Source organism: Cytobacillus massiliigabonensis, from assembly GCF_900199725.1.
GTDB lineage: Bacteria > Bacillota > Bacilli > Bacillales > Cytobacillaceae > Cytobacillus > Cytobacillus massiliigabonensis.
In genome coordinates this window covers 2863121-2886858 of the sequence record NZ_LT904904.1, presented here as the reverse complement: position 1 = coordinate 2886858, position 23738 = coordinate 2863121, and the positions used below count along the sequence as shown (strand labels likewise).

The following is a 23738-nucleotide window of genomic DNA, read 5'->3' as shown; positions in this document are numbered from 1 at the left end:
TCCACATAAAATCTGCCATGGCTGCGGTTGTATATATTGCTTCCAGTGATGACCCTTACGAGTTAAAAATTCCTTTTAGCCCAAGCTATCTAGTTAAATCGTGCATAATTTATTTGGAAAGGACCAGAAAATTTTCTGATTTTGAACGAAAGGAGAAGATTTTTTTGCCTACTGCTATGCATTTAAATTTAAGAGTTGATCCAACTCAATATATTCCACAGATTCGGCAAGTTCCTGGCTATGAATACATTCATTTAATCCGCCTGCCTGAGTATATCGTAGATAATTCTCTTCTGAATGAGAAGGTTCATTATTTAAATGAAATTTCCTCCCCAAAAGAATATGTAAATAAGAATAATATATCCCTTTTACATGCTCACCATGGCCAATTTGGCATATTGCTGCTCCCTTTTAAAGAAAGGACAAATCTCCCATTAGTAACAAGCATTAGGGGAAGAGATGCAACCCTGGCAAACCAGCCTGCAAATTATTATGAGAATATGAAATTGCTTTTTGATCATGGCGAACGTTTTTTTCCAGTTTGTAATTATCTTGCCGATAAAATTAGTTTATGGGGATGTCCCGCTGAAAAAATAAGAATTTTATACGGCGGTGTGGACCTTAATCAATTTAAATACCGTCCCCCGGTGCTAGAAGGCTCACAAAACATTTTATCAATAGGAAGATTTGTCGAAAAAAAGGGTCACCACATCTTAATGCAAGCATTTCAAAAAATAAAGGATAAATTTCCAAATGCCACGCTCACCATTATTGGAAGAGGAGAGCTTAATGGTTACCTTAAAACATTATCTAATCAGCTAAATTTGGGGGATTCTTTTCGGCTGGTAAATTATCTCCATAAAGACAAAGTGCATGACCATATGGCCAGTGCCGATCTTTTTTGTGCCGCAAGTCTGGAAGCCTCTAATGGTGATGTGGAAGGGATTCCTAATACAATCAAAGAAGCTATGGCAACAGGGGTACCAGTTATCTCTACTTTTCATGCTGGAATCCCTGAATTGGTCACACATAATGAAGATGGAATCTTGGTCAAGGAAAACAATGTGAATGAGCTGGCAGAGGCAATTGAATTTATGCTGAATAACAGACAACTGTGGAAAGAATACACAATCAGAGCCCGAAATAAAATTGAACAGAAATTTGACCAAAATAAGCAGCTGCTTCAGCAGGCGAAGTATTATGACGAACTGTTATATGGGAGTTAAGCCTTGGGAATGGCATACAGGAGAAAAATGTTTTCTTAGAATAAACATCACTGCTGCAAATGGGAACGGCATTAAATGACGAAAAACATTTATTGTTGTAACAAGATGAGTATAAGGGCTATCAAATGCTGTTATCCCTGCAATTAACAGCTTTAAAATGCATATCTAATTAATTTGTCCTATACAAATATAGTTTATAAACATAATTTATAAAAGATTCATGATACTTCAAAGGAGGAGTACTATGGAAAACTTACAAATCGTCCCATGGGAAGTTGATGAATTTGTGCACGAATTTTTTATTCCAGACTATATTACTGAACTAGCAAATGATGTTCTTCAATCATACGACTTTTCCGTTCAAAGCATGGAGGTGGTTACTACTAAGCCGGATAAAGGTGGAGCCATCTGGAAATTAGAAACGAGTTTTGGACCAAAAAGTTTAAAATTACTTCATCGAAGACCAACTAGAAGCCTATTTAGTTTAGGAGCACAGGAATATTTAGTTGATGTACAAAATGCAAGGGTACCGCCAATAATAAAAACAAAGGAGGGTGCTCCGTATGTTGAGACAGGAGGAAAGCTATGGTTCGTAGCTGAGTGGATTTTTCCATTGGAGCCTGTTACAAAAGATTTGGAAGGAGCTAAACAGCTTTGCAGCGCCCTCGGAGAATTCCACCGATTAAGCAAAGGCTATGTTCCACCTCAAGGAGCAGAAATTGCATCTAGACTATATAAATGGCCAAAAAGCTATGAAAAAGTATTAAACAAAATGGACTGGTTTCGAAATATTGGCAAAGCATATGAAGAAATGCCAGCAAGTCCATATTTACTGAATGTAATAGATGTATTCGAAGAACAGGCAAGAAATAGTTTTGAAAGATTGAATCAATCAAGCTACTGGGAGCTTGCACAGCAAGGAAATGAATACTGGGGATTAGTTCATCAAGATTACGGATGGTCAAATGGGCAGATGGGTCCTAATGGCATGTGGATTATTGATTTGGACGGTGTTGCATATGATCTGCCAATTCGTGATTTAACAAAACTGATTACTGGTACGATGGCGGACTTATACAATTGGGATGCAACTTGGATTAGAGAGATGATTAAGGCATACAATGAGGAAAATCCAATTTCATCGAAACTATATGATATCCTGTTGATTGAATTATCCCTTCCGAATGAATTTTACAAGAATATTAAAGAGGTAGTATATGAACCTGAATTATTTCTGGATGATACTGCTTCAGCCTTAATTCAAACGATTGTAGATACCGACCAGTCAAAGTGGCCTGTATTAGAAGAACTTAAAGACGATTGGAAGGGAGTAAATGAAGAGTGAAAGTTTTAATGATTTGTACCGAAAAGCTTCCGGTTCCGCCGATAATGGGCGGTGCAATCCAAACCTATATATCCGGCATTCTGCCTCACTTAAGTAAAGTTCACGATATTAGTGTTTTAGGAGTAAATGATGCATCGCTCCCTGATCAAGAAACAGTAAATGGCATCCATTATGTTCGTGTACCAGGAAAAATATTTGAAGTATATCGAGAAGAGGTCATCCGCTATCTAGAAACGAATCATTTTGATCTCATCCATATATTTAACCGTCCTCTATTAGTCTTGCCTGTTAGACAAGCGTCACCTCATTCAAGAATAACCCTAAGCATGCATAATGATATGTTCAATCAGGAAAAAATCAATCCCGAAGAGGCAAAATCAGCTTTGAATGAAGTCTCTAAAATCGCAACTGTCAGTGAATATATCGGAGATGTCATTCGAACGTTATATCCTGAGGCTTCGCCAAAGATTAGTACAATTTATTCTGGCGTAGATAGCAGCCGGTTTTTACCTGGAAGTCATCCTAAGATGCAAAAAATACGGAGTGATATTCGCAAAGCTCATGGCTTAGAAAACAAGACGGTCATTTTATTTGCTGGGAGGCTTTCAAATAATAAAGGAGTAGATAGGCTAATTAGGGCTATTCCAAATCTTTCAAGGAAATTTAATGATTTAGCCTTAGTGATAGTTGGCAGTAAATGGTTTAGTCAAGATGGTATTTCCGACTATATTGCCTATGTAAAATCATTAGCAAAGAAACTGCCGATACCCGTTATAACAACAGGTTTTGTTGCACCAGATGAAATTCAAAACTGGTTTGCTGCAGCTGATATTTTTGTATGTACATCCATTTGGCAAGAACCATTGGCAAGGGTGCATTATGAAGCTATGGCTGCTGGTCTGCCTATTGTGACAACTGCAAGAGGAGGAAATCCCGAAGTAATACTTTCTGGAGAGAATGGTTTAGTTGTGGAAAATCCAGAGGATCCTGGCTGCTTTGAAGAAAAAATTGCAGAAATATTGTCAAATAAGTCACTGATGAGGAGAATGGGGGAAAGAGGGAGAGAGCTTGCCGTTTCTATTTACAAGTATGATAGAGTTGCTTCCGAGGTTCTTGAAATTTGGGACCAATCCATGCAAATGCCAGCCGTTCATGTATCTCAGGAAGAAGCAGGTAAGACTGCTGAGGTACCTATTACGTTTGAAATACAGAACAAATTTGAACATCAAGGAGAACAAGAAATTGACAATGATAAGTTAGCTAGCTTCTTGGATAGCAAGCCTGAAATTGTGATGTCCAGTGAATCCGCTGATAAACAATCTTCTGCTCCTCACAGTAAACAGTACGATAAATCAGATATATATGATGAAAAAAATGAAGAATTATTGTTATACAGGTTATTAATGAGAAGATTGGGAAAGAGAGAAAAAGACCTTGCTACCGAGGTTCCAGAAATTAGAAAGCAATTAATACAATTGTTATCTAACGATGTACTAGAGGAGGATGCAGGAAAGACCTCAGAAGTTCCGACTATGAATGAGGTGCATGATATAGTTGAAAATCAAGAAGAACAAAAATTCGACAACGATACATTAGCTAGCTGGCAAGAAAGTAAGTCGGAAAATGAGGAGCCTATTGAATCCGCAAGTAAACAATCTGACGCCCCTCAAACTAAATTGAACAATAAACTCCATAATATTTTTGGCGGAAAAATTATAGATATTTTGTCAAACGAGCCATTAATGAAGAAAGTGGAGGAAAAAGGTAGAGTAATTGCATCCGAGGTAATTGTAATTTGGGAGGAATTTTTACAAACAATATCTAATTATGTAGTTCAGGAAAATACGGATAAAACGGCTAAAGCCCCAAATATGAACACCACACAAAACAATTTTGAGAATCAAAAAGAACAAGAAAATGAAATACCGAGTGAATATTCTAATAAACAATCAAAAGTCCCTCAAACAAATCTGCATAATAAACTCCACACAAAATCTCATATTGCTTCCCAAAGAAAGGGATTCTCTAGAAAAGACCGTTATCGAGGGGATAACTCATACTCAGTAATGAAAGGCCGCTACCGAGATGAAGAAAGTTATTCAGTAATGAGAGGCCGCTACGTTGCTGCCGACAAACACCAGGAGAAAGATAAATGATTGGATCATCATCCGGGATTACTAATCAAACAGAAGAAAGAGGGCAATTTGGCGGTTTAAGCATCCAATAGATTATATAAAACTCCATGCCCATTAGGGTAAAGGAGTTTTTTATTTCACGCTTTCGGGTAGTAAGTTCCCGTTGGCAGAAGAATGCCTGATTTAGGAATCGAAATCTAGCGTGTATCAGGTTTTCTGTATATAAATAAAATTGTTATTTATGCACAGTTGTTAGGCATTTAACGTAGCGGTAAAGATCCCCTTGCATATAAAAGATTAAGGAAAAAATAGGGAGGCAGTTTATGAACATTCGAAAAGCCATCATTCCTGCCGCAGGCCTTGGGACCCGCTTTTTGCCTGCAACGAAAGCTCAGCCAAAGGAAATGCTGCCGATTATTGATAAACCGACGATACAATATGTTGTAGAGGAAGCGGTTGCTTCAGGAATAAAGGAGATTGCTATCATAATAGGGCGTGGGGAAAAATCAATTGAGGATCACTTTGATAAATCATATGAAATGGAACAAGTGCTATTAAAGAAAAAGCAATTCGAATTATTGGAAGAAATCCAGAGAATATCTAACATGGCAAATATCTATTATATCCGCCAAAAGGAGCCAAAGGGTCTAGGAGATGCGATTCTATGCGCAAAAAGCTTGATTGGCAATGAACCCTTTGCGGTCCTGTTAGGGGATGACATAATGATGTCTGAAATACCTTGTCTGAAACAAATTATTAATGTTTACGAATACTACAATTCCTCAGTAGTATCTGTTCAAGATGTCCCGGCGAAGGATGTAAGTAAATATGGGATTATCAAGCCAAAAGGCAATCAAATTGAGCCGAATCTATTCTGCATTGATTCATTAGTAGAGAAGCCAAGTATAGAACAGGCCCCTTCAAGATATGCCATTATGGGTCGCTACGTGTTAAGGCCCGAAATATTTGACATTCTCGAAAGCCTTCCTAATGGACATGGAAATGAACTGCAGCTGACAGATGCCATTCATGAATTAAATAAACACCAGGCTGTATACGCTTATCATTTTGAAGGGACCCGCTATGATATTGGAGGAAAAATAGGGTTTATTAAAGCAACGCTTGATTTTGCTTTGCAAAGAAGCGATACAAGGGAACCAGTGCTTGAGTATTTAAAGAATATAAATCAAAAAGAAAATTATCTAAATAAAGAAAGAGAGCTTGAATAAGATGAATGTAGCCATTTTAGGTACAGGTTATGTTGGTCTGTCTACAGGTGTATGTTTATCGGAAATTGGCCACCATGTTGTATGTATTGATCTGGATGAACAAAAAATTACTAATCTCATTCAAGGGATCTCTCCTATCTATGAACCTGGCCTTGATGATTTACTTATTAAAAATATTGAAGTTGGTAGATTGAAATTTACAACATCACATCGGGATGGGCTAAAAGGTGCTGAAATCATTATCATTGCTGTTGGGACACCGCAAAAAAATGATGGGGGAGCTGATTTATCGTATCTTAAGCAAGCGGCGAATGATATTTCAATTCATTTAGAACAGAGTGCTATTGTTGTATTAAAGAGCACAGTGCCAGTTGGTACCAATGAATATATTAAAAGCATTTTAGATGAACGCTGCAGCAAACAGGCAGCCGTTGAGATCATTTCAAATCCGGAATTTCTCAGGCAAGGTTCTGCCATAGAGGATACCATGAAAGCTGACCGAATAATTATTGGCTATGAAAATAGAGAGGCCGCAAATAAAATATTAGAGATGTATCGACCATTGAATGTTCCAATTATCCTAACTAGCATCAGAAGTGCGGAAATGATTAAATATGCTTCCAATTCATTTTTAGCGACAAAGATTAGCTTTATTAATGAAGTTGCAAATTTATGTGAAGCAGTGGGAGCGGATATTACTGCGGTTGCTGAAGGGATGGGGAAAGATAAAAGGATAGGAGACGCTTTTCTTCGTCCAGGAATTGGATATGGTGGATCTTGTTTTCCAAAGGATGTTAAAGCTTTGCTTCATACTGCCGATTTACATGGAGTCCGCTTCTCTTTGCTAAAGGAGACTATTGCTATTAATGATCTACAGCAGGAAACCCTTGTCAGGAAAGCGGTGAAACGGTTTGGAGACTTAAAAGGGAAAAAAATTGCACTGCTTGGCCTTGCTTTTAAGCCGGAGACCGATGATATGCGGGAAGCGCCTTCTATTAAAATTTCGCATCTATTAACTAATCTTGGTGCAGAAGTAGCTGCTTATGATCCTGTTGCAAAGGAAAATGCGAGAAAGATATTAGGGGATACCATCACGTATTCCAGTTCAATCAATGAAGCTGCTTTAAATTCCGACGCTGTTTTTATTATCACAGAATGGAATGAGATTAAAAACCTGGACATGGCAAACCTGCTGAAGAATATGAGGCATCCAATCATTTTTGATGGAAGAAATTGTTTAGATGAAGAAAAAATAAGAGCATGTGAAGAAATAGAATATTATCCGATAGGAAGACCGTCTATATTGATAGAAAAATAAATGTATAGAAGTGGCTGGTCATTGCGTTTATATGCATGCTATTTCCTGATGGAGGAAGCAGTAAATGATAAAATAAAAAGAAAAGAAGTTGAATGAACACCTGTTGATTTTTAAACGAGTCAGCAGGTATTTTAATGTTTAAAATAAATTATTTAATTTTCTGAAAACTAATTGACTTTTACCTGTTTACACGGTATCTTTGTTTTAAATATATATATGACATATAAAAGGTATAACGTCTAATAAACGTTATATATAAATATAATAATTTTAATAAGGATTATTAGGAGGTGAAGGCATTGTCGGATGTTGTTTTTTTAAATCAACTAACAGAACAGGAAAAATACAGACATTTTTTAATGCGGATTGAGGCAGGTGAAAAAATTGAAGCTGATGATTGGATGCCAGATGAATATCGCTCTACACTAATCAAACTAATCTCCATGCATGGAATTAGTGAGATCATGGGGGCACTACCTGAAAAAGAGTGGGTGCCAAAAGCGCCTTCATTAAAAAGAAAGCTAGGCATTATGGCTAAAGTGCAGGATGAAATGGGGCATGGCCAGCTATTGCTTCGAGTGGCTGAGGACTTAATGAAGCCTTTAGGGAAAACACGTGAAGATATTATGGGAGATTTATTTAGCGGCCGTCTGAAATTTCATAATGTATTCCATATGGAGGCGCCCACCTGGGGAGACGCGGGACTAATTGGATGGCTTGTTGATGGGGCAGCAATTATTTCACAAACAAATATGCTAAATGCTTCTTACGGTCCTTATGCACGTGCATTAAAAAGAATTTGTGCTGAAGAAGTCTTTCATGCCCAGCATGGAGAGGCCATTATTATGGCATTGGCAGAAGGCACAAATGAACAGCGCACAATGGTTCAAGAGGCAGTCAATCGTTGGTGGGAAGCGCTTCTTATGTTTTTTGGTCCTGCAGATGCATCAACAACTGGGACATCTAAGCAGGATATTACAATTAAATACCGGATTCGAACAAAAACAAACGAACAGCTTAGACAGGACTTCTTTTCAAAATATATTCCAAGGGTGTTATCGCTAGGGCTGACCTTGCCGGATGAAACGCTTCATTTTGATCAGGAGCAAGCACTTTGGGTATATAAACAGCCGGATTGGAATCGCTTTAAAGAGATCATAAAAAATAATGGACCGAAATCAAAGGAACGTTTGGAGCTCCGCAAGACGGCATATATTGAAAATCAGTGGGTACGTGAGGCTTTGAACATGGCTAAATAAACACGTTTAAAAAGGAGTGAACCTTTTGGGCAGTGAAGGATTTTATCAGGAATTCGAAGTTTTTAGCAAGCGATCAGATACCTCTCCTCTTCAATATCAATTTTCTCTGCTGGCACCAAACAGTGAACTTGCCCTGATTTTGGCACAGGAGAATTTTATGAGGAGAGAACCAGTAGCTGATATTTGGGTCGTAAAACGTTCAGATATCCGCAAGATGAATTGGGAGGAAAAGCAAACATTGCAACGGCTTGATAATAAGGATTATCGAAATACAAAAGGGTATGGCTATTTAAAGAAAAAATGGCGGCAATACGAACAGGGAATGCTTGATGAGAAAGAAATTCTTTCATGGGGAGAGGAGGAAAAAAGTGAAAATGGTTGATGGAAAGCCAATGGATCAAGCATATCAATCGGCGTTACTTTCACTCCTTTACCAGCTGGCAGATGATGATTTCATCCTTGCTTATCGCGGATCAGAATGGCTAGGCCTTGCCCCCCATATTGAGGAAGATGTTGCTTTCTCTTCCATAAGTCAGGATTCAATGGGCCATGCAGCGATGTTTTATCAGCTTCTAAGTGATCTTGGGGAAGGCGACGTAAATCATCTCGCACATGCTCGTCCAGCTTCGGTTCGAAAGAATGCTATTTTGCTAGAAATGGTGAATGGACCAGGTCATTATTTATCAAAACCGCGCTATGATTGGGCTTTTGCGGTAGTCAGAAATTATTTCTACGTCCAAGCGAAAAAAATTCGGATGGAATCATTGAAAAACTCTTCTTATGTGCCGCTGGCAAATACAGCGCTGAAGGTGAATATGGAGCTATATTATCATCTTTTGCATTGGAAAACATGGTTTGGGCAATTAATGCAGGCTGGGGGAGAAGCAAGAAAGAGGCTGGAGGATGCTATTAAGCGAGTATATGCTGATTTTGAAGGGGTACTGTCATTAGGTTCTTTGAGTAAAGACCTAGCAGCATTCAAAATAATTGAATCGGAGGACATTCTAAAAGAAAAATGGAAGCTATCTATGAAGCCAGTCTTCGATTCTGTTCATCTTTCCATGCCAGACCGGTTTGGGATGCAAAGCGGAGACGGACGAAAAGGAGAGCATACAAAGGACCTGGAGGATGCTTTAATGACTCTTAGCGAAGTATATCAAATCGATCCCGCTGCAACCTGGTAGGAAAAAAGAGGAGGATGTTCCGGTAAAAATTGCAAAGGATTGATGCAGGATGCTTCGTGAGAGAGAAAATAGTGTAATGGAAGCGCTTAAGCAAGTTAAAGATCCAGAAATTGATTCGATATCAATCATTGATTTAGGAATGGTCGAAAAAGTAGAAGTATTTGAAGACTCTGTTTTAATTGAGCTTTTACCAACGTTTATGGGCTGTCCCGCGTTGGATATTATCCAAAGGAATGTAGTCAATTCTGTAGCTGAATTGAATTTTTTTAAACAAATCAAAGTACAATTTATTTATCATCCACCTTGGACATCGGATCGAGTTTCTGATGAAGGAAGATTGCGATTAAAAGAGTTTGGGATTGCCCCGCCTCCAACGCGAATAACTGAAACTGGCGAATGGCACGTGGATTGCCCTTATTGTGAATCTACCTATACGACGATAGAAAATATCTTTGGTCCTACTGCATGCCGAAGCATTCTATACTGCAGGACGTGCAAAAATCCTTTTGAAGCGATGAAACCTGTCTCAACGATGATGTAGAACTATGATTTGTAAAATAGTAAGAGGTAATTGCAAAAATAAATGATTAATTGCAAAAAAGTAAGAGGCATTTGCAAAAATAAATGATTAATTGCAAACAATATAGGTAATTGCAAAAATAAATGATTAATTGCAAAAAAATAAGAGGCATTTGCAAAAATAAATGATTATTTGCAAAAAAATAAGAGGCATTTGCAAAATAAATGATTAATTGCAAAAAAGTAAGAGGCATTTGCAAAAATAAGTGATTAATTGCAAAAAAGTAAGAGGCATTTGCAAAAATAAATGATTATTTGCAAAAAAATAAGAGGCATTTGCAAAAATAAATGATTATTTGCAAACAAGTATAGGAAATTGCAAAAATAATAGATTACTTGAAAAAAAACTAAAAAATCGAGAGGAAGTTGTCCGTATGGTAAAACTGATCGCTCTATACAAGCATCCTGAAAATAAAGAGGCATTTGATAAGCATTATTTTGAAACTCATGGTCCATTGACAGCAAAAATCCCGGGTCTTCGAAAAATGGAGGTTACTAGAATTGTTGGCAGTCCTATGGGGGGCGAAGGCAAATATTATTTAATGTGCGAAATGTTTTATGACAGTCATGAAGCATTGCAAACAGCAATGAGAACAGACGAAGGGAAAGCATCTGGAAAAGATGCAATGAAATTTGCGGGAGATCTCATCACGCTAATGATTGGTGAGGAAGTGAATGAATAACAGCTATGAATGTATTGAAGCTTCCATCCATGGGAAGCTCGGTCTCATCACTTTGAATCGTCCGAAAGTGCTAAATGCCATCAATCGTCAGATGGTATCTGAAATTCTTTCTGCAATGGAAGACTTCGAAGAGAATGATCAAATACGTGTGATCGTCTTAAGCGGAAATGGAAGGGCATTTGCTGCAGGTGCTGATATTGATGAAATGGCAAGCGATGATGCAATCAATTTTGAGCTTCGTAATCAATTCAAGGATTGGGATCGTCTTGCGATGATCAAGAAACCGATTATTGGTGCTGTACAAGGGTTTGCTCTTGGAGGCGGCTTTGAACTAGCCCTTTGCTGTGATCTGCTTTTAGCTGCTGATGACGCTGAATTTGGTTTCCCTGAGGTGAACCTAGGCGTTATGCCTGGTGCGGGAGGAACACAGCGATTAACAAAGCTGGTCGGTAAAACAAAAGCAATGGAATGGCTTTTTACCGGTAAAAGAATTAGTGCACGCGAAGCGCTCCAATTTGGCATTATCAATCGCCATGTCTCTAAAGAAGTCCTTATGGAAGAAACGCTGAAGTTTGCAACGGAAATTGCCAATCAGGCGCCATTATCCATCCGGCTTATTAAGGAATCCGTCCTTAAAGCAGTTGATGTATCGTTAGATGAAGGGATGCACTTTGAACGTAAAAATTTCTATCTATTATTCTCGACAGAGGATCAAAAAGAAGGAATGAGAGCTTTCCAAGAGAAAAGAAACCCTAATTTTAAAGGAAAATAGAGGGGGTGTACATACAAGCGATGTTTGAAACGGTTAAATATGAAGTGAATAAACAGGTCGCCTGGATAACGTTAAACAGACCAGAGAAGTTGAATGCTTTCACAGAGCAATTGAATAAAGAATTGCAGCATGCGGTAAAACAGGCAAACAGAGATACAGCCGTGCGCTGTTTAGTGATTACTGGAGAAGGTCGGGCGTTCTGTTCTGGAGAGGATCTTAGCGGGGTTAAGGAAGACATGGATCACGGTGATGTTTTGAGGAGAAGATACAATCCAATGGTGATGGAGCTTCACAAATGTGAGAAACCAGTAATAGCAGCTGTAAATGGAGTTGCCGCTGGTGCAGGAATGAGTCTAGCCTTAGCATGCGATTTCCGGCTTTTATCAGAAAAAGCCAGCTTTATCGAGGCATTCATTCATGTCGGCCTCGTACCTGATGCAGGGAATCTTTATTATCTGCCAAAGTTAATCGGACACGCAAAATCATTAGAATTAGCCGTTTTAGGTGAAAAAATCTCTGCACAAACAGCACAGGAACTAGGTCTTGCAACAAAGGTTATTCCGCTTGATCGATGGACAGAAGAGGTAACAGTATTTGCAGAAAAACTGGCAGCAATGCCGACAATAGCCATTGGGCTGATTAAGAAAAATTTGAAGGCGAGCTGGGGCCATTCCCTTGAAGAAAGTCTGGAAATGGATGCGCAGGCACAGCGGATTGCTGGACTAACAGCAGATCATAAAGAAGGTGTGCAAGCTTTTATCGAAAAAAGAAAGCCTGTATTTACTGGTAAATAAACTGTACGAAACGAGCACAATGGGATTTAGTGCTCGTCTCTTTATTTTGAATCATGATAGGGGTGAAATCTTTGAAAAATGTTGTTGTTATTGGTTCGGGTGTCATGGGAAGAGGGATTGCCTATGTGAGTGCTGCAGGCGGTTTTCTAACAACATTAATCGATATTAATGAAAATCAGCTGAAGCATGCTGAAAAAGAGGTCAATGCTATTTTTGAAAAAGGAGTTTTGCGAAAGAAGCTTACACTTGAATCAATGGAGGAGGCAAAAAGCAGGCTTCACTATTCGATAAGCCTTTCGCAAAATGTAAAGGAAGCGGATTTAGTCATTGAAGCAGTTCCTGAAGTAATGGAAATTAAAAAGAATATTTTTGAGGTCATCGACCAGCATGCAAAAGCCCAATGTGTTTTTGCAACAAACACCTCAACGATGAGCCCAACGGAAATAGGTTCCTTTACAAAAAGACCTGATAAGGTCATTGCTATGCATTTTTTTAACCCTGTGCATAAAATGCCGCTTGTAGAAATTATTAAGGGATTGGAGACGAGTGAGGAAACTGCGTTATTCATTAAACGAGCTGCGGAACAAATGGGAAAAGAAACAGTAGTAATTAATGAATTTCCTGGCTTTGTTACAAGCCGGATTAGTGCGCTCGTTGGAAATGAGGCTTTCTATATGCTCCAGGAAGGTGTAGGTACTCCAGAGGAGATTGATAAAGCAATTAAGCTTGGATTGAACTATCCGATGGGACCATTTGAGCTTGGAGACCTTGTTGGTCTCGATACTAGACTAAATAATTTAAATTATCTCCATGCAAAGCTAGGAGAGAAATATCGTCCAGCTCCTCTTCTTGAGCAATATGTTAAAGCTGGCAGGCTTGGCCGGAAATCTGGCAGGGGTGTTTATGATTATCGGAGCAAGGAGGATTGAAGATGGCAGAAGAGGTTGTCTTTGTTGATGCAGTAAGGACACCTATTGGACGCTACAATGGGATGTTAAAAAGTGTTCGTCCGGATGACTTAGGTGCAATCGTAATTAAAGCATTGTTAGAAAGGAATCCAGAAATCAAGCCAGCTGAGATTGAAGAAGTGATTCTTGGAAATGCGAATCAAGCAGGCGAGGATAACCGCAATGTTGCACGCATGTCTGCTCTCCTCGCCGGTCTTCCGGTAGAAATTGGCGGTTCGACCGTCAATCGCCTTTGCGGTTCAGGCTTAGATGCAGTTAATTATGCCGCAAGAGCAATTCTTGCTGGAGAAGGAGAAATATTTATAGCCGGCGGCACAGAGAGTATGACTCGTGCACCGTTTGTGATGGCAAAGCCACAGATGGAATATCCGAGAGGAAACATGGAGTTATATGACACGACGATCGGCTGGCGTTTTACAAACGAAAGCTTACGTACGGTCTATGGGGCAGAAAGCATGCCAGAGACAGCAGAAAATGTGGCTAAGGAGTATGCAGTTTCCCGCGAGGAACAGGATCGGTTTGCTTTAGAAAGCCAACAGCGAGCAAGAGTAGCAATTCAAAATGGTTTATTTAAAGAAGAAATCTCTCCAGTAACGTATAAAGATCGGAAGGGGAACGAATGTATAGCAGAAAAGGATGAACATCCCCGTCCAGAAACAACGTTTGAAAAACTGTCGCAGCTTAAGCCGATTTTTCCGAATGGGACGATTACAGCAGGGAATTCCTCTGGAGTGAATGACGGGGCATCCGCTTTATTATTGATGTCTTCCAAAAAGGCAGAGCAGCTTGGTTTAAAGCCATTAGCGAAATATGTAGTTTCTGCAGCTGCTGGTGTTCATCCATCTGTCATGGGAATAGGTCCAGTTATTTCAACGAAAAAAGCATTAAAGCGTGCAGGGCTCAGCATAAGTGATATCGATTTAATTGAACTGAATGAAGCATTTGCTGCACAATCAATCGCATGTATGAAGCTCCTTCATTTAGATCCTGATAAAGTAAATGTCAATGGCGGGGCTATTGCATTTGGGCATCCGTTAGGGGCAAGCGGAGCGAGGATTTTAACTACCTTATTATTTGAAATGAAAAGAAGAAATGCAAGATTTGGACTTGCCACGATGTGTGTAGGTGTAGGACAAGGAATATCGACAATTGTAGAAAGTGTATAGCATGCTTACCTGTATGGGGATATATTTCTTTATCTATCGTTATTTCGGAAAAATATTTTTGGAAAATAAAGAAATCATTTAGTAGAATAGTGGTATAACGTATTTTTTCCGAACAAGTTTGTAAATGAAATGAGGATGAGTCCAAGTTGAATACAAGATCAATGATTTTTACTTTATATGGAGATTATATTTCCCATTATGGAAGCAAAATCTGGATAGGAAGCTTAATTAGACTGTTAAGTGAATTTGGCCATAATGATCAGTCTGTCAGAGCAGCTATTTCAAGAATGAATAAGCAGGGATGGGTTCAGTCTGAGAAGATTGGCAATAAAAGCTACTATTCATTGACAGATCGTGGACAAAGAAGAATTGATGAGGCAGGAAAGCGAATATTTAAATTAATGCCTGAAAAATGGGATGGCAAGTGGAGAATATTCATGTACAACATTCCAGAGGAAATTCGGAATGTTAGGGATGAGCTGAGAAAAGAGCTTGTTTGGAGCGGGTTCGGCACACTTTCCAACAGCTGCTGGATTTCCGCAAATGACTTGGAAAAACAAGTGTTTGATCTAATTGATAAATATGAGATTGGTGATTACGTCGACTTTTTTATTTCTAAATATGCCGGGCCGCATGAAAATATCCGCTTAGTCGAAAAGAGCTGGAACTTAGAAGAAATCAATGCGAAATATCAGGACTTCATTTCTAAATACAGCCAAAACTACATTATTGATAAAAATAAAATCCAAAAAGGCAATAAAACGGATGCGGAATGCTTTGTTGAACGAACGAAGCTTGTCCATGAATATCGTAAATTCCTCTTTGTTGATCCAGGACTTCCAGAAGAACTGCTTCCGGAGAAATGGCTGGGCAGCCATGCTGCATCTTTATTCAGCGATTATTACAAAGAATTGGCGGAACCAGCTTCTCGCTTTTTTGAAAGTGTGTTTCAAGAAGGAAATGAACTGAAGAATAAAGATGAGGAGTATAATGTATTAACCCACCCCTTTATTGTCGACTAAAGCGGTGCCAGACATCGAATAAAATGACTAAGCGGGAGGCATGGAGATGAATTCTTTAACAAACCTATTAAAAATAAATTATCCCATCATTCAAGGGGGAATGGGGAATATTAGCAATGCCATTTTAACTGCAGCTGTGTCGGAAGCTGGGGGACTTGGTACAATTGGCGCTGGAACTATGACACCAGCTGAGGTGGAAGAAATCATTAAGGAAACAATAAAAAGGACTGATAGGCCATTTGCACTCAATGTGGCTCTTACAGTTTCTCCGTATGTACGTGAAATACTTTCTCTTGTGAAAAAATATACGATTCCCATCGTATCTCTTTCTGCTGGAAATCCCGCCCCTTTTATACCAAAGCTGCATGAACAAGGTGCAAAAGTATTAACTGTCTGTGCTTCAGTCAAGCAAGCAAAAAAAGCTGAAGCTGCTGGATCAGATGTGATAGTTGCAGAAGGATATGAGGCTGCCGGTATCAATTCTGCACTCGAAACGACTACACTTGTACTAATCCCGCAGATCGTTGAGGCGGTTAACATACCAGTCGTTGCAGCTGGCGGAATTGGAGATGGGAAAGGGGTTGCCTCCATGCTAGCTCTAGGTGCAAGCGGAGTTCAGATGGGGACGAGATTCATTGCTACGAAAGAAGCTCCTTTTCACGATAAGTATAAGCAAAAAATAATCGAAGCTTCTGATCACAGTACGTTAATAGTAGGGCGGTCTGTAGGAAGAATCCGAAGAGTTTTGGGGACAGATTATGCAAGGAAACTATTAAGCTATGAGGAAAAAGGAATTTCTCTTGATGATTTTAATAGACTTACCTCTGAAGAATTCCACCGAGTGGGTGCACTGGATGGAAAGGAAGGAGAAGGTTTTATGAATGGAGGGCAAATTGCCGGATTAATTACAGATATTCCGACTGTCCAGCAACTAATGGATAGGATGATCAATGATGCAAAGAAGCAGCTTGAACATGCATTTCTACTATTTAAATAGATATCAATTGGAAGCATATAGATTAATTTCTGTATGCTTTTCTTCTTGCTATCATACAATTACCATAGTAATCTAAAAATATAAAATTTTTAGAATATTATTGACCTTCCCTTCTTAAAGGTGTTAATATAACGTTATAAATACGTTATCCATAGTATTTATCATATAAATTAGTAGATAATCATCTCATTCAACATGTTCTCATTTACATAAGGAGTTCACACTATCGTCATTTGATAGTGTTTTATTTAAAAATATAAGGGGGTTTATAAGAGTGAAAAGATCTTTAAAAGCATTCTCTTATGTACTGGCAGCAGGTTTGCTTGTTTTAAGCGGCTGTGGGAAAGAGGCTGCAAACGAGCCGGCGAATGAACCGGCAGCAAAACAGGAAGAAAATAAAACATATAAAGTGGGAATTACTCAATTTGTTGAGCATCCTTCTTTAGATGCAGCAACAGAAGGATTTAAAAAAGCAATGGAAGAATCCGGGTTTAAAGAAGGAGAAAATGTTGAGTATGACTTCCAAAATGCTCAAGCAGATATGAATAACACCCAAACTATTGCAAATAACTTCGCTGGCGACAAGGTCGACCTAATTTTTGCGAATGCTACTCCAAGTGCGGTAAGTGCCTTAAATGCTACAAAAGATATTCCAATCGTATTTACGTCCGTTACTGATCCAATTGGAGCGGGACTTGTAGAGGCGCTTGATAAGCCAGGGGATAACATTACAGGTACGACAGATAATCACCCTGATGGAACAGAAAAAACAATTAATTTTATTGTTGAGGAAGCAGGTGCAAAGACGATTGGCGTAATCTATAACGCAGGTGAGCAAAACTCCGAAGTACAAGTTGCTCAAGTAAAGGAACTGGCAGCTAAATTCGGTGCTTCAGTTGAAGAGGCATCGATCTCATCTTCAGCAGAGGTAAAACAAGGGGCGGAGTCGCTAGTTGACCGTGTAGATGCCATTTATGTTCCTACAGACAACACAGTAGTATCCGCCTTAGAGTCAGTTATTGCAGTTGCAAATAGTGAAAAAATTCCTCTATTCGTTGGCGAGCTTGATTCGATGAAACGCGGAGCGATTGCTGCGAGCGGATTTGATTACTTTGATCTTGGCTATCAAACAGGGAAAATGGCAGCTGATATCTTAAAAGGAACTAAGAAGCCTTCTGAAATTCCAGTGGAGCTTCCAAGCAGCCTAACTTTAATGATTAATAAGAAAGCTGCAGAGGCACAGGGGCTAGAGGTGAAACAGGAGTGGGAAAACATTGCGGAATTTTATGAAGCCGAATAATAAAGGGTGTGATTCTTAATGCCTACAGCTATCTTTGGTGCCTTTGAATCTGGAATAATTTATGCCATCATGGCTCTTGGCGTGTATTTATCTTTTCGTGTGCTTGATTTTCCTGATTTAACGGTAGACGGCAGTTTTGTTACCGGTGCTGCTGTTTCGGCGACAATGATTGTCAGTGGTGTTAATCCATTTATTGCAACATTAGTCGCATTAGCTGCTGGCTTCATTGCTGGCTGTATTACGGGAGTTCTTCATACGTTTGGCAAAATAAATGCTCTCCTCTCAGGGATTTTAATGATGATTGCTTTGTATTCTATCAATCTCCGGATAATGGGGAAATCAAATGTGCCCTTATTGAATACAGATACAGCAATGACGAGCATGAGTGATGCTTCTAGTAAAATCGGATTGGATTCTTTCTTTAATGGCATATTTTCTGCTATTGGTCTTGGTGACAGTTTGCCAAGGACATGGGGAATTTTAATTTTTATGATTGTAGTCACGTTTGCTATTAAGTTTCTTTCAGATAAGTTTTTACAAACAGAGATAGGGCTTGCAATCAGGGCAACAGGCGACAATAAAAGAATGATACGCAGCCTGTCGGCTAACACAAATTTAACGGTCATTCTTGGTCTTGGCCTCTCTAATGCAATGGTAGCCTTTTCCGGCTCCCTCATTGCTCAGCAAGGAGGATTTGCCGATGTCGGAATGGGAATAGGGATGATCATCATAGGGCTTGCTTCAGTTATTATTGGAGAGGCACTTTTCGGCACAAAAACGATCGCAAGAACGACATTGGCTGTAATCGGAGGAGCAATCATTTACCGGATTGTTGTCACATTAGCCCTTAGAGTGGACTTTCTTGAACCTGGCGATATGAAGCTTATCACTGCTACGATTGTTATTTTAGCGTTAATTATGCCAAAATTCATTGATGCTTCAAAAGAGAAAAAACGAAAGGCAAAAAGAAAGGCAGAACATATGGTACTCAGCCAAATCCCATCTGAAAGAAAGGGGGAGGCCGATGCTGGAATTAAAACAGATTCATAAAGTGTTTAATGAGGGGACACCAGATGAGAAAATTGCCTTGGACCGGATCAATTTAACGCTGAATGAAGGGGATTTTGTTACGGTCATTGGCAGTAATGGTGCTGGAAAGTCGACGTTAATGAATATGATTTCTGGCGTTATGACTCCTGATGTTGGAACCGTTTTGATCGATGGTCAGAACGTAACTCCTATATCTGAATATAAAAGGGCTAAACTCATAGGCCGAGTGTTTCAAGACCCGATGGCTGGCACAGCTCCCAGCATGACCATTGAAGAGAATCTAGCGATGGCTTATTCAAGAAATAAGTCACGCAGTTTAAGAAAAGGGGTAACGAAAAAACGGAAAGAGTACTTTCAGGAAGTACTGGCAACTCTTCATCTAGGTTTGGAAAACCGTTTAACAGCAAAAGTTGGCTTATTATCTGGAGGGGAGAGACAGGCGCTTTCATTGCTCATGGCAACCTTTACAGAGCCCTCCATTCTCTTATTGGATGAGCACACAGCTGCTCTTGATCCGGCACGCGCAGAGCTAATTACGAATTTAACGAAAGAAATAGTGGAGAAATTTAATTTAACGACTTTGATGGTTACACATAATATGCAGCAGGCATTAGATCTCGGCAATCGGCTAATTATGATGGATAAGGGACAAATCATCCTTGAAGTGGATGAAAACCAAAAAGGAAGTTTGACGATCGAACAGCTATTATACGAGTTTCAAAGAATTAGAGGCGCTAAAATGGCAAGTGATCGCGCGCTATTATCTTAAAATTCAAAGGGATTAATTAGGCATTTGCAGCTAGTTAATCCTTTTTATTATGGAATTTATCTACGTAATAGAATGAATTTTTAAAGTTTTTACAATTTATTGACTATTTATTAAACGAAATGATATTATATCGTTAATAATACGTCATACATATATAGTGATACTCCTTTAATGGCTGTTAAAATCATGCAGTTTATTATTGTCTAGGGGGGAATGAACATGAGGCAACGACTGAAGATTGGAGATCATGCAACAGTGGAGATAATTGTTACGCCAGATATGTTTGCTCAGTTTGAAGGGGTAATTGTTCATCGGGTTTTTTCAACTGTATCAATGGTCTATCATATGGAGTGGGCTTCAAGAAAAATCATTCTTCCAATCCTAGAGGAACACGAGGAGGGAATGGGTGCAGCAGTATCTGTGAAGCATCTAGCCCCCTCGCCTGAAGGCTCACGTGTAACCATAACTGCAACGGTATCTGGTCTGGAAGAATATACAGTGATGACAAATGTTTCAGTTAAACAAGGAGAAAAGCTTATCGGGTCTGGAGAAGTGAAGCAAGTCATTCTTCCGAAAAGCAAGATTGCCAGTTTAGTTGCAAAATCAGATGAGTGCTGATTATTTGGCAAGATCTTTACTTTTTTAAAGGATGTAAGCGTTATCAAAACTTTAGGAGGCGCAATGGATATGAATATGTTTTCGAAAATAAGAGAGCATGAACAAGTTGTTTTTTGTAATGATGAATCTACTGGTTTGAAAGCAATTATAGCGATTCATAGTACAAGACTAGGCCCTGCTCTTGGAGGCTGCAGAATGCTTCCTTATGCAAGCGAGAGTGAAGCACTTGAGGATGTTCTTCGCCTGTCAAAAGGAATGACCTATAAATGTGCAGCGGCAGATGTTGATTTCGGCGGCGGGAAAGCTGTTATTATTGGCGATCCAAGGAAGGATAAAACACCTGAACTTTTCCGGGCTTTTGGGCAATTTGTGGAATCTTTGAATGGACGGTTCTACACAGGTACAGATATGGGGACATCTCCAGAAGATTTTGTGCATGCATTAAAGGAAACAAACTGTATAGTCGGTGTTGACGAAGTGTATGGAGGAAGCGGGGATTCATCGATTCCAACTGCTCAAGGTGTTATTTATGGGCTGCAGGCAACAAGTAAAGCGCTGACAGGTTCAGATAATTTAGCTGGGAAAAGCTATTCTATTCAAGGGCTCGGCAAGGTTGGAGCAAAAGTTGCAGATAGGCTGCTGGAAGAAGGCGCAGACCTTTATGTGACAGATATTAACCAGCAGGCAATAGATAGGCTGCTATCCAAAGCAAAAACATTAGGAGCTGGTGTAAAAATAGTAAATAAAGAAGAAATCTATCAGGCGAATGCAGATATATTTATTCCTTGTGCAATGGGCGGAATTATAAATAATGAAACGATTGAACAATTGAGGGTGAAGGCTGTTGTTGGCTCAGCGAATAACCAGCTTTTGGAGCTTCACCATGGGCTATCCTTGAAAGAAAAGGGGATTCTATACGCACCTGATTATATTGTAAATGCTGGTGGTTTAATTCAAGTAGCAGATGAGCTTTATACACCAAATAAGGAAAGGGTTCTCCAGAAAACAAAAGCCATTTATAATTCACTCCTTAATATTTATGAATTCGCGGAAAGCAAGGGGATAACAACAATCGAAGCTGCCAATCAATTTTGTGAAAATCGAATAGAGGCCCGATCACGCAGGAATAGCTTTTTTTCTCATATGAAGCGACCGAAATGGGCAGTAAGAACGTAATTTTTTCTAATAAAAACAACATTACTACAATAGTAAACTGTTAATCTTAGGAATAAAAAAGAGAAGGGTGAGAAAATGGATAATCAGTTTCCGATCCAGCAAATCATGGATCCAAACGGAATAATTGTTTCACCTGATTATAAGGAAAAAATCACTGCAGATCTCGCTAAAAACTTTTATAGGCAACTCGTAAGAATCCGGATGTTTGACCGTAAGGCAATTAGTTTACAGCGTCAGGGGAGAATTGGCACTTACGCACCTTTCGAAGGACAAGAGGCTTCTCAAGTAGGGAGTGCCCTTGCATTGCAATCATCCGATTGGATGTTTCCTACTTATCGGGAACATGGAGCCGCTTTCGTATTTGGCCATTCTTTGCGAAATATACTTCTTTTTTGGAACGGCCGAAATGAAGGCTGTATCCCGCCAGCTGGAAAAAAGATATTTCCGCCAGGTATTCCAATTGCAACGCAAATTCCTCATGCGGCTGGAGCAGCATTAGCGGAAAAGTTGAGAGGTACAAAAAATGCCGTAATTGCTTACTTTGGAGATGGAGCAACATCGGAGGGAGATTTTCATGAGGGGCTAAATTTTGCCAGTGTCTGTAAAGCACCTGTTGTCTTTTTCAATCAAAATAATCAATATGCCATTTCAGTTCCAATTGAAAAGCAGATGAACTCAAAGACAATTGCTCAAAAAGCAATAGCCTATGATATTCCTGGAATTAGAATTGATGGAAATGATGTATTTGCGGTTTATTTTGAAACATTAAAAGCGTTGGAACGTGCAAGGTGCGGCAATGGCCCGACATTAATTGAAGCACTTACCTGGAGGTATGGTGCGCACACAACAGCAGATGATCCAGCAAAATATCGGGATCAGGCAGCAAGCAATAACCGCAGAATGGAAACAGATCCGATCTTGCGGCTAGAAAGATGGCTGAAAAATGAAGGGATTTATGAGGAGGGTTGGGTTCGTGCTATCGAAGCGGATGCAGCAGCGGAAATAGATGAAGCAATTGCTGAAATGGAAGCCTTTCCCCCTGCAAATCCAGCAGATATTTTTGATCATGTATTTGCTGAACCGACTTGGCAGATAAGTGAACAAAAAGAGGAGTACCTCAGATTAATAGGGGGTGTAAGCACTTGAGTACAGCAGTTAGAACAAAAACGATGACGCTGATCCAAGCCATTAATGATGGTCTTGACATAATGCTTGCAGATCGCAAAGAAGTTGTATTGATGGGGGAGGACATCGGAAAAAATGGCGGCGTTTTTCGTGCAACAGATGGGCTGCAGGAAAAATATGGGGAGTCGAGGGTGATGGATACGCCATTAAGTGAGGCAGGCTTTGTTGGAGCAGGGATTGGCATGGCGGTTAGTGGGTTCCTTCCAGTAATTGAAATACAATTTTTAGGTTTTATTTACCCTGCCTATGAACAAATTATGACACATGCCACACGGTTAAGGATGCGCACGATGGGACATTACACTGTTCCGATGGTAATTCGAGCTCCATATGGAGCTGGTGTGAGGGCACCAGAAATTCATTGTGATAGTACGGAAGCCATTTTTACGCATATGCCGGGCATTAAAGTAGTTTGCCCCTCAAGTCCTTATGATGCAAAAGGATTGCTTATTGCAGCTATCGAAGATCCTGATCCAGTTTTATTTTTAGAGCCGATGCGCTCATATCGTTCAGCTAGAGAGGAAGTGCCTGAAGGTAAATACATGATTGAAATTGGCAAAGGGAAAAAACTGATAGAAGGTGATGACGTCACGGTTATATCATGGGGAGCCATGATGCCAATCGCATTAAGGGCAGCAGAAGACATGAAGGCAGAGGGAGTTCAATGTGAGGTCATTGACTTGCGCACACTTTTCCCAATTGATAGAGATATCATTGCTGAATCCGTCCAAAAAACGGGCAGGACCGTGATCGTTCATGAAGCCCACGCAACAGGCGGAATTGGGAATGATGTGTTAGCCATCATTAATGATACATCATTTTTATACCAAAAGGCACCAGCCGAGCGGGTAACCGGATTTGATGCCCCAGTTCCTTATTTTGGTTTTGAGGATCACTATTTGCCGAATGAAAAAAGAATTAAACATGCAATAAGAAAAGTGATGATGTTTTAGAGGAGGGAAG

The 23738-nt window shown here is 39.5% G+C and carries 22 protein-coding genes and 1 pseudogene; all 23 read left to right on the top strand.

Annotated features, from left to right (window positions below; all coding sequences use genetic code 11):
- The first annotated feature begins 164 nt into the window (after positions 1-164).
- The 23 genes and pseudogenes from C1726_RS25435 (at position 165) to C1726_RS25325 (ending at position 23728) form a co-directional block, all read left to right on the top strand.
- Positions 165-1226, top strand: a complete 1062-nt coding sequence (locus C1726_RS25435) for a glycosyltransferase (RefSeq protein ID WP_102275941.1) — start codon at positions 165-167, stop codon at positions 1224-1226.
- Between the two features lie 244 nt (positions 1227-1470).
- The gene (locus C1726_RS25430) at positions 1471-2571 is read left to right on the top strand and encodes a CotS family spore coat protein (RefSeq protein WP_102275705.1); all 1101 of its coding nucleotides are present in this window, start codon (positions 1471-1473) and stop codon (positions 2569-2571) included.
- Positions 2568-3758 (top strand): annotated as a pseudogene (locus C1726_RS25425) (glycosyltransferase family 4 protein); the annotation flags it as partial. The gene C1726_RS25430 and the pseudogene C1726_RS25425, both read left to right, overlap by 4 nt.
- A 1271-nt stretch (positions 3759-5029) precedes the next feature.
- Positions 5030-5935, top strand: coding sequence for a UTP--glucose-1-phosphate uridylyltransferase GalU (galU, locus tag C1726_RS25420; protein WP_102275704.1), 906 nt, complete (start codon positions 5030-5032; stop codon positions 5933-5935).
- Between the two features lies 1 nt (position 5936).
- Positions 5937-7253, top strand: coding sequence for a UDP-glucose dehydrogenase family protein (locus C1726_RS25415; RefSeq protein WP_102275703.1), 1317 nt, complete (start codon positions 5937-5939; stop codon positions 7251-7253).
- A 359-nt stretch (positions 7254-7612) separates the two neighbouring features.
- Entirely contained in the window at positions 7613-8512 is a 900-nt protein-coding gene (gene paaA / locus C1726_RS25410; protein ID WP_407642082.1) for a 1,2-phenylacetyl-CoA epoxidase subunit PaaA, read from the top strand.
- A 25-nt stretch (positions 8513-8537) separates the two neighbouring features.
- Positions 8538-8894, top strand: a complete 357-nt coding sequence (gene paaB / locus C1726_RS25405; RefSeq protein ID WP_102275701.1) for a 1,2-phenylacetyl-CoA epoxidase subunit PaaB — start codon at positions 8538-8540, stop codon at positions 8892-8894.
- On the top strand, positions 8887-9696 hold the full coding sequence (gene paaC, locus C1726_RS25400) for a 1,2-phenylacetyl-CoA epoxidase subunit PaaC (protein ID WP_102275940.1): 810 nt from the start codon (positions 8887-8889) through the stop codon (positions 9694-9696). Before paaB ends, paaC begins: the two co-directional genes overlap by 8 nt.
- Positions 9697-9745: 49 nt before the next feature.
- Positions 9746-10237, top strand: a complete 492-nt coding sequence (gene paaD / locus C1726_RS25395; protein WP_102275700.1) for a 1,2-phenylacetyl-CoA epoxidase subunit PaaD — start codon at positions 9746-9748, stop codon at positions 10235-10237.
- Between the two features lie 412 nt (positions 10238-10649).
- Entirely contained in the window at positions 10650-10958 is a 309-nt protein-coding gene (locus tag C1726_RS25390; protein WP_057764717.1) for an EthD family reductase, read from the top strand.
- Positions 10951-11730: an enoyl-CoA hydratase-related protein gene (locus C1726_RS25385; protein ID WP_102275699.1), complete on the top strand. Its 780-nt coding sequence runs from the start codon at positions 10951-10953 to the stop codon at positions 11728-11730. The genes C1726_RS25390 and C1726_RS25385 overlap by 8 nt, the downstream gene beginning before the upstream one ends.
- A 20-nt stretch (positions 11731-11750) precedes the next feature.
- Complete coding sequence (locus C1726_RS25380; RefSeq protein ID WP_102275698.1) at positions 11751-12524, top strand: enoyl-CoA hydratase-related protein; 774 nt, start codon at positions 11751-11753, stop codon at positions 12522-12524.
- A 71-nt stretch (positions 12525-12595) separates the two neighbouring features.
- A complete protein-coding gene (locus tag C1726_RS25375; RefSeq protein WP_407642068.1) occupies positions 12596-13453 on the top strand; it encodes a 3-hydroxyacyl-CoA dehydrogenase in 858 nt (285 codons plus the stop codon).
- 2 nt (positions 13454-13455) lie between these two features.
- Positions 13456-14658 (top strand): acetyl-CoA C-acyltransferase, encoded by a 1203-nt coding sequence (locus tag C1726_RS25370; RefSeq protein ID WP_102275696.1) that lies wholly within the window; start codon positions 13456-13458, stop codon positions 14656-14658.
- Between the two features lie 146 nt (positions 14659-14804).
- Positions 14805-15680: a phenylacetic acid degradation operon negative regulatory protein PaaX gene (gene paaX / locus C1726_RS25365; protein WP_102275695.1), complete on the top strand. Its 876-nt coding sequence runs from the start codon at positions 14805-14807 to the stop codon at positions 15678-15680.
- Positions 15681-15726: 46 nt separating this feature from the next.
- Positions 15727-16677 carry an NAD(P)H-dependent flavin oxidoreductase gene (locus C1726_RS25360; RefSeq protein WP_102275694.1) on the top strand — a complete coding sequence of 317 codons (951 nt, stop codon included), beginning with the start codon at positions 15727-15729 and terminating at the stop codon, positions 16675-16677.
- Between the two features lie 274 nt (positions 16678-16951).
- The gene (locus C1726_RS25355; protein WP_102275693.1) at positions 16952-17977 is read left to right on the top strand and encodes an ABC transporter substrate-binding protein; all 1026 of its coding nucleotides are present in this window, start codon (positions 16952-16954) and stop codon (positions 17975-17977) included.
- Positions 17978-17995: 18 nt separating this feature from the next.
- A complete protein-coding gene (locus C1726_RS25350) occupies positions 17996-19027 on the top strand; it encodes an ABC transporter permease (RefSeq protein WP_102275692.1) in 1032 nt (343 codons plus the stop codon).
- The gene (locus C1726_RS25345; RefSeq protein ID WP_102275691.1) at positions 19002-19796 is read left to right on the top strand and encodes an ABC transporter ATP-binding protein; all 795 of its coding nucleotides are present in this window, start codon (positions 19002-19004) and stop codon (positions 19794-19796) included. The genes C1726_RS25350 and C1726_RS25345 overlap by 26 nt, the downstream gene beginning before the upstream one ends.
- Positions 19797-20015: 219 nt before the next feature.
- The gene (locus C1726_RS25340) at positions 20016-20414 is read left to right on the top strand and encodes a thioesterase family protein (protein ID WP_102275690.1); all 399 of its coding nucleotides are present in this window, start codon (positions 20016-20018) and stop codon (positions 20412-20414) included.
- 69 nt (positions 20415-20483) lie between these two features.
- Positions 20484-21590 (top strand): Leu/Phe/Val dehydrogenase, encoded by a 1107-nt coding sequence (locus C1726_RS25335; protein ID WP_102275939.1) that lies wholly within the window; start codon positions 20484-20486, stop codon positions 21588-21590.
- 75 nt (positions 21591-21665) lie between these two features.
- A complete protein-coding gene (gene pdhA, locus C1726_RS25330; RefSeq protein WP_102275689.1) occupies positions 21666-22736 on the top strand; it encodes a pyruvate dehydrogenase (acetyl-transferring) E1 component subunit alpha in 1071 nt (356 codons plus the stop codon).
- Positions 22733-23728, top strand: coding sequence for an alpha-ketoacid dehydrogenase subunit beta (locus C1726_RS25325; RefSeq protein ID WP_102275688.1), 996 nt, complete (start codon positions 22733-22735; stop codon positions 23726-23728). The genes pdhA and C1726_RS25325 overlap by 4 nt, the downstream gene beginning before the upstream one ends.
- The last annotated feature ends 10 nt before the right edge of the window (positions 23729-23738 follow it).

Excerpts from the sequence above, each read along its gene's own strand:
- C1726_RS25430 (WP_102275705.1), top strand. The coding sequence starts at position 1,471 with ATGGAAAACTTACAAATCGTCCCATGGGAAGTTGATGAATTTGTGCAC.
- galU (WP_102275704.1), top strand. The coding sequence starts at position 5,030 with ATGAACATTCGAAAAGCCATCATTCCTGCCGCAGGCCTTGGGACCCGC.
- C1726_RS25415 (WP_102275703.1), top strand. The coding sequence starts at position 5,937 with ATGAATGTAGCCATTTTAGGTACAGGTTATGTTGGTCTGTCTACAGGT.
- paaA (WP_407642082.1), top strand. The coding sequence starts at position 7,613 with ATGCGGATTGAGGCAGGTGAAAAAATTGAAGCTGATGATTGGATGCCA.
- paaC (WP_102275940.1), top strand. The coding sequence starts at position 8,887 with ATGGTTGATGGAAAGCCAATGGATCAAGCATATCAATCGGCGTTACTT.
- paaD (WP_102275700.1), top strand. The coding sequence starts at position 9,746 with ATGCTTCGTGAGAGAGAAAATAGTGTAATGGAAGCGCTTAAGCAAGTT.
- C1726_RS25390 (WP_057764717.1), top strand. The coding sequence starts at position 10,650 with ATGGTAAAACTGATCGCTCTATACAAGCATCCTGAAAATAAAGAGGCA.
- C1726_RS25385 (WP_102275699.1), top strand. The coding sequence starts at position 10,951 with ATGAATAACAGCTATGAATGTATTGAAGCTTCCATCCATGGGAAGCTC.
- C1726_RS25380 (WP_102275698.1), top strand. The coding sequence starts at position 11,751 with ATGTTTGAAACGGTTAAATATGAAGTGAATAAACAGGTCGCCTGGATA.
- C1726_RS25370 (WP_102275696.1), top strand. The coding sequence starts at position 13,456 with ATGGCAGAAGAGGTTGTCTTTGTTGATGCAGTAAGGACACCTATTGGA.
- C1726_RS25360 (WP_102275694.1), top strand. The coding sequence starts at position 15,727 with ATGAATTCTTTAACAAACCTATTAAAAATAAATTATCCCATCATTCAA.
- C1726_RS25350 (WP_102275692.1), top strand. The coding sequence starts at position 17,996 with ATGCCTACAGCTATCTTTGGTGCCTTTGAATCTGGAATAATTTATGCC.
- C1726_RS25345 (WP_102275691.1), top strand. The coding sequence starts at position 19,002 with ATGCTGGAATTAAAACAGATTCATAAAGTGTTTAATGAGGGGACACCA.
- C1726_RS25340 (WP_102275690.1), top strand. The coding sequence starts at position 20,016 with ATGAGGCAACGACTGAAGATTGGAGATCATGCAACAGTGGAGATAATT.
- C1726_RS25335 (WP_102275939.1), top strand. The coding sequence starts at position 20,484 with ATGAATATGTTTTCGAAAATAAGAGAGCATGAACAAGTTGTTTTTTGT.
- pdhA (WP_102275689.1), top strand. The coding sequence starts at position 21,666 with ATGGATAATCAGTTTCCGATCCAGCAAATCATGGATCCAAACGGAATA.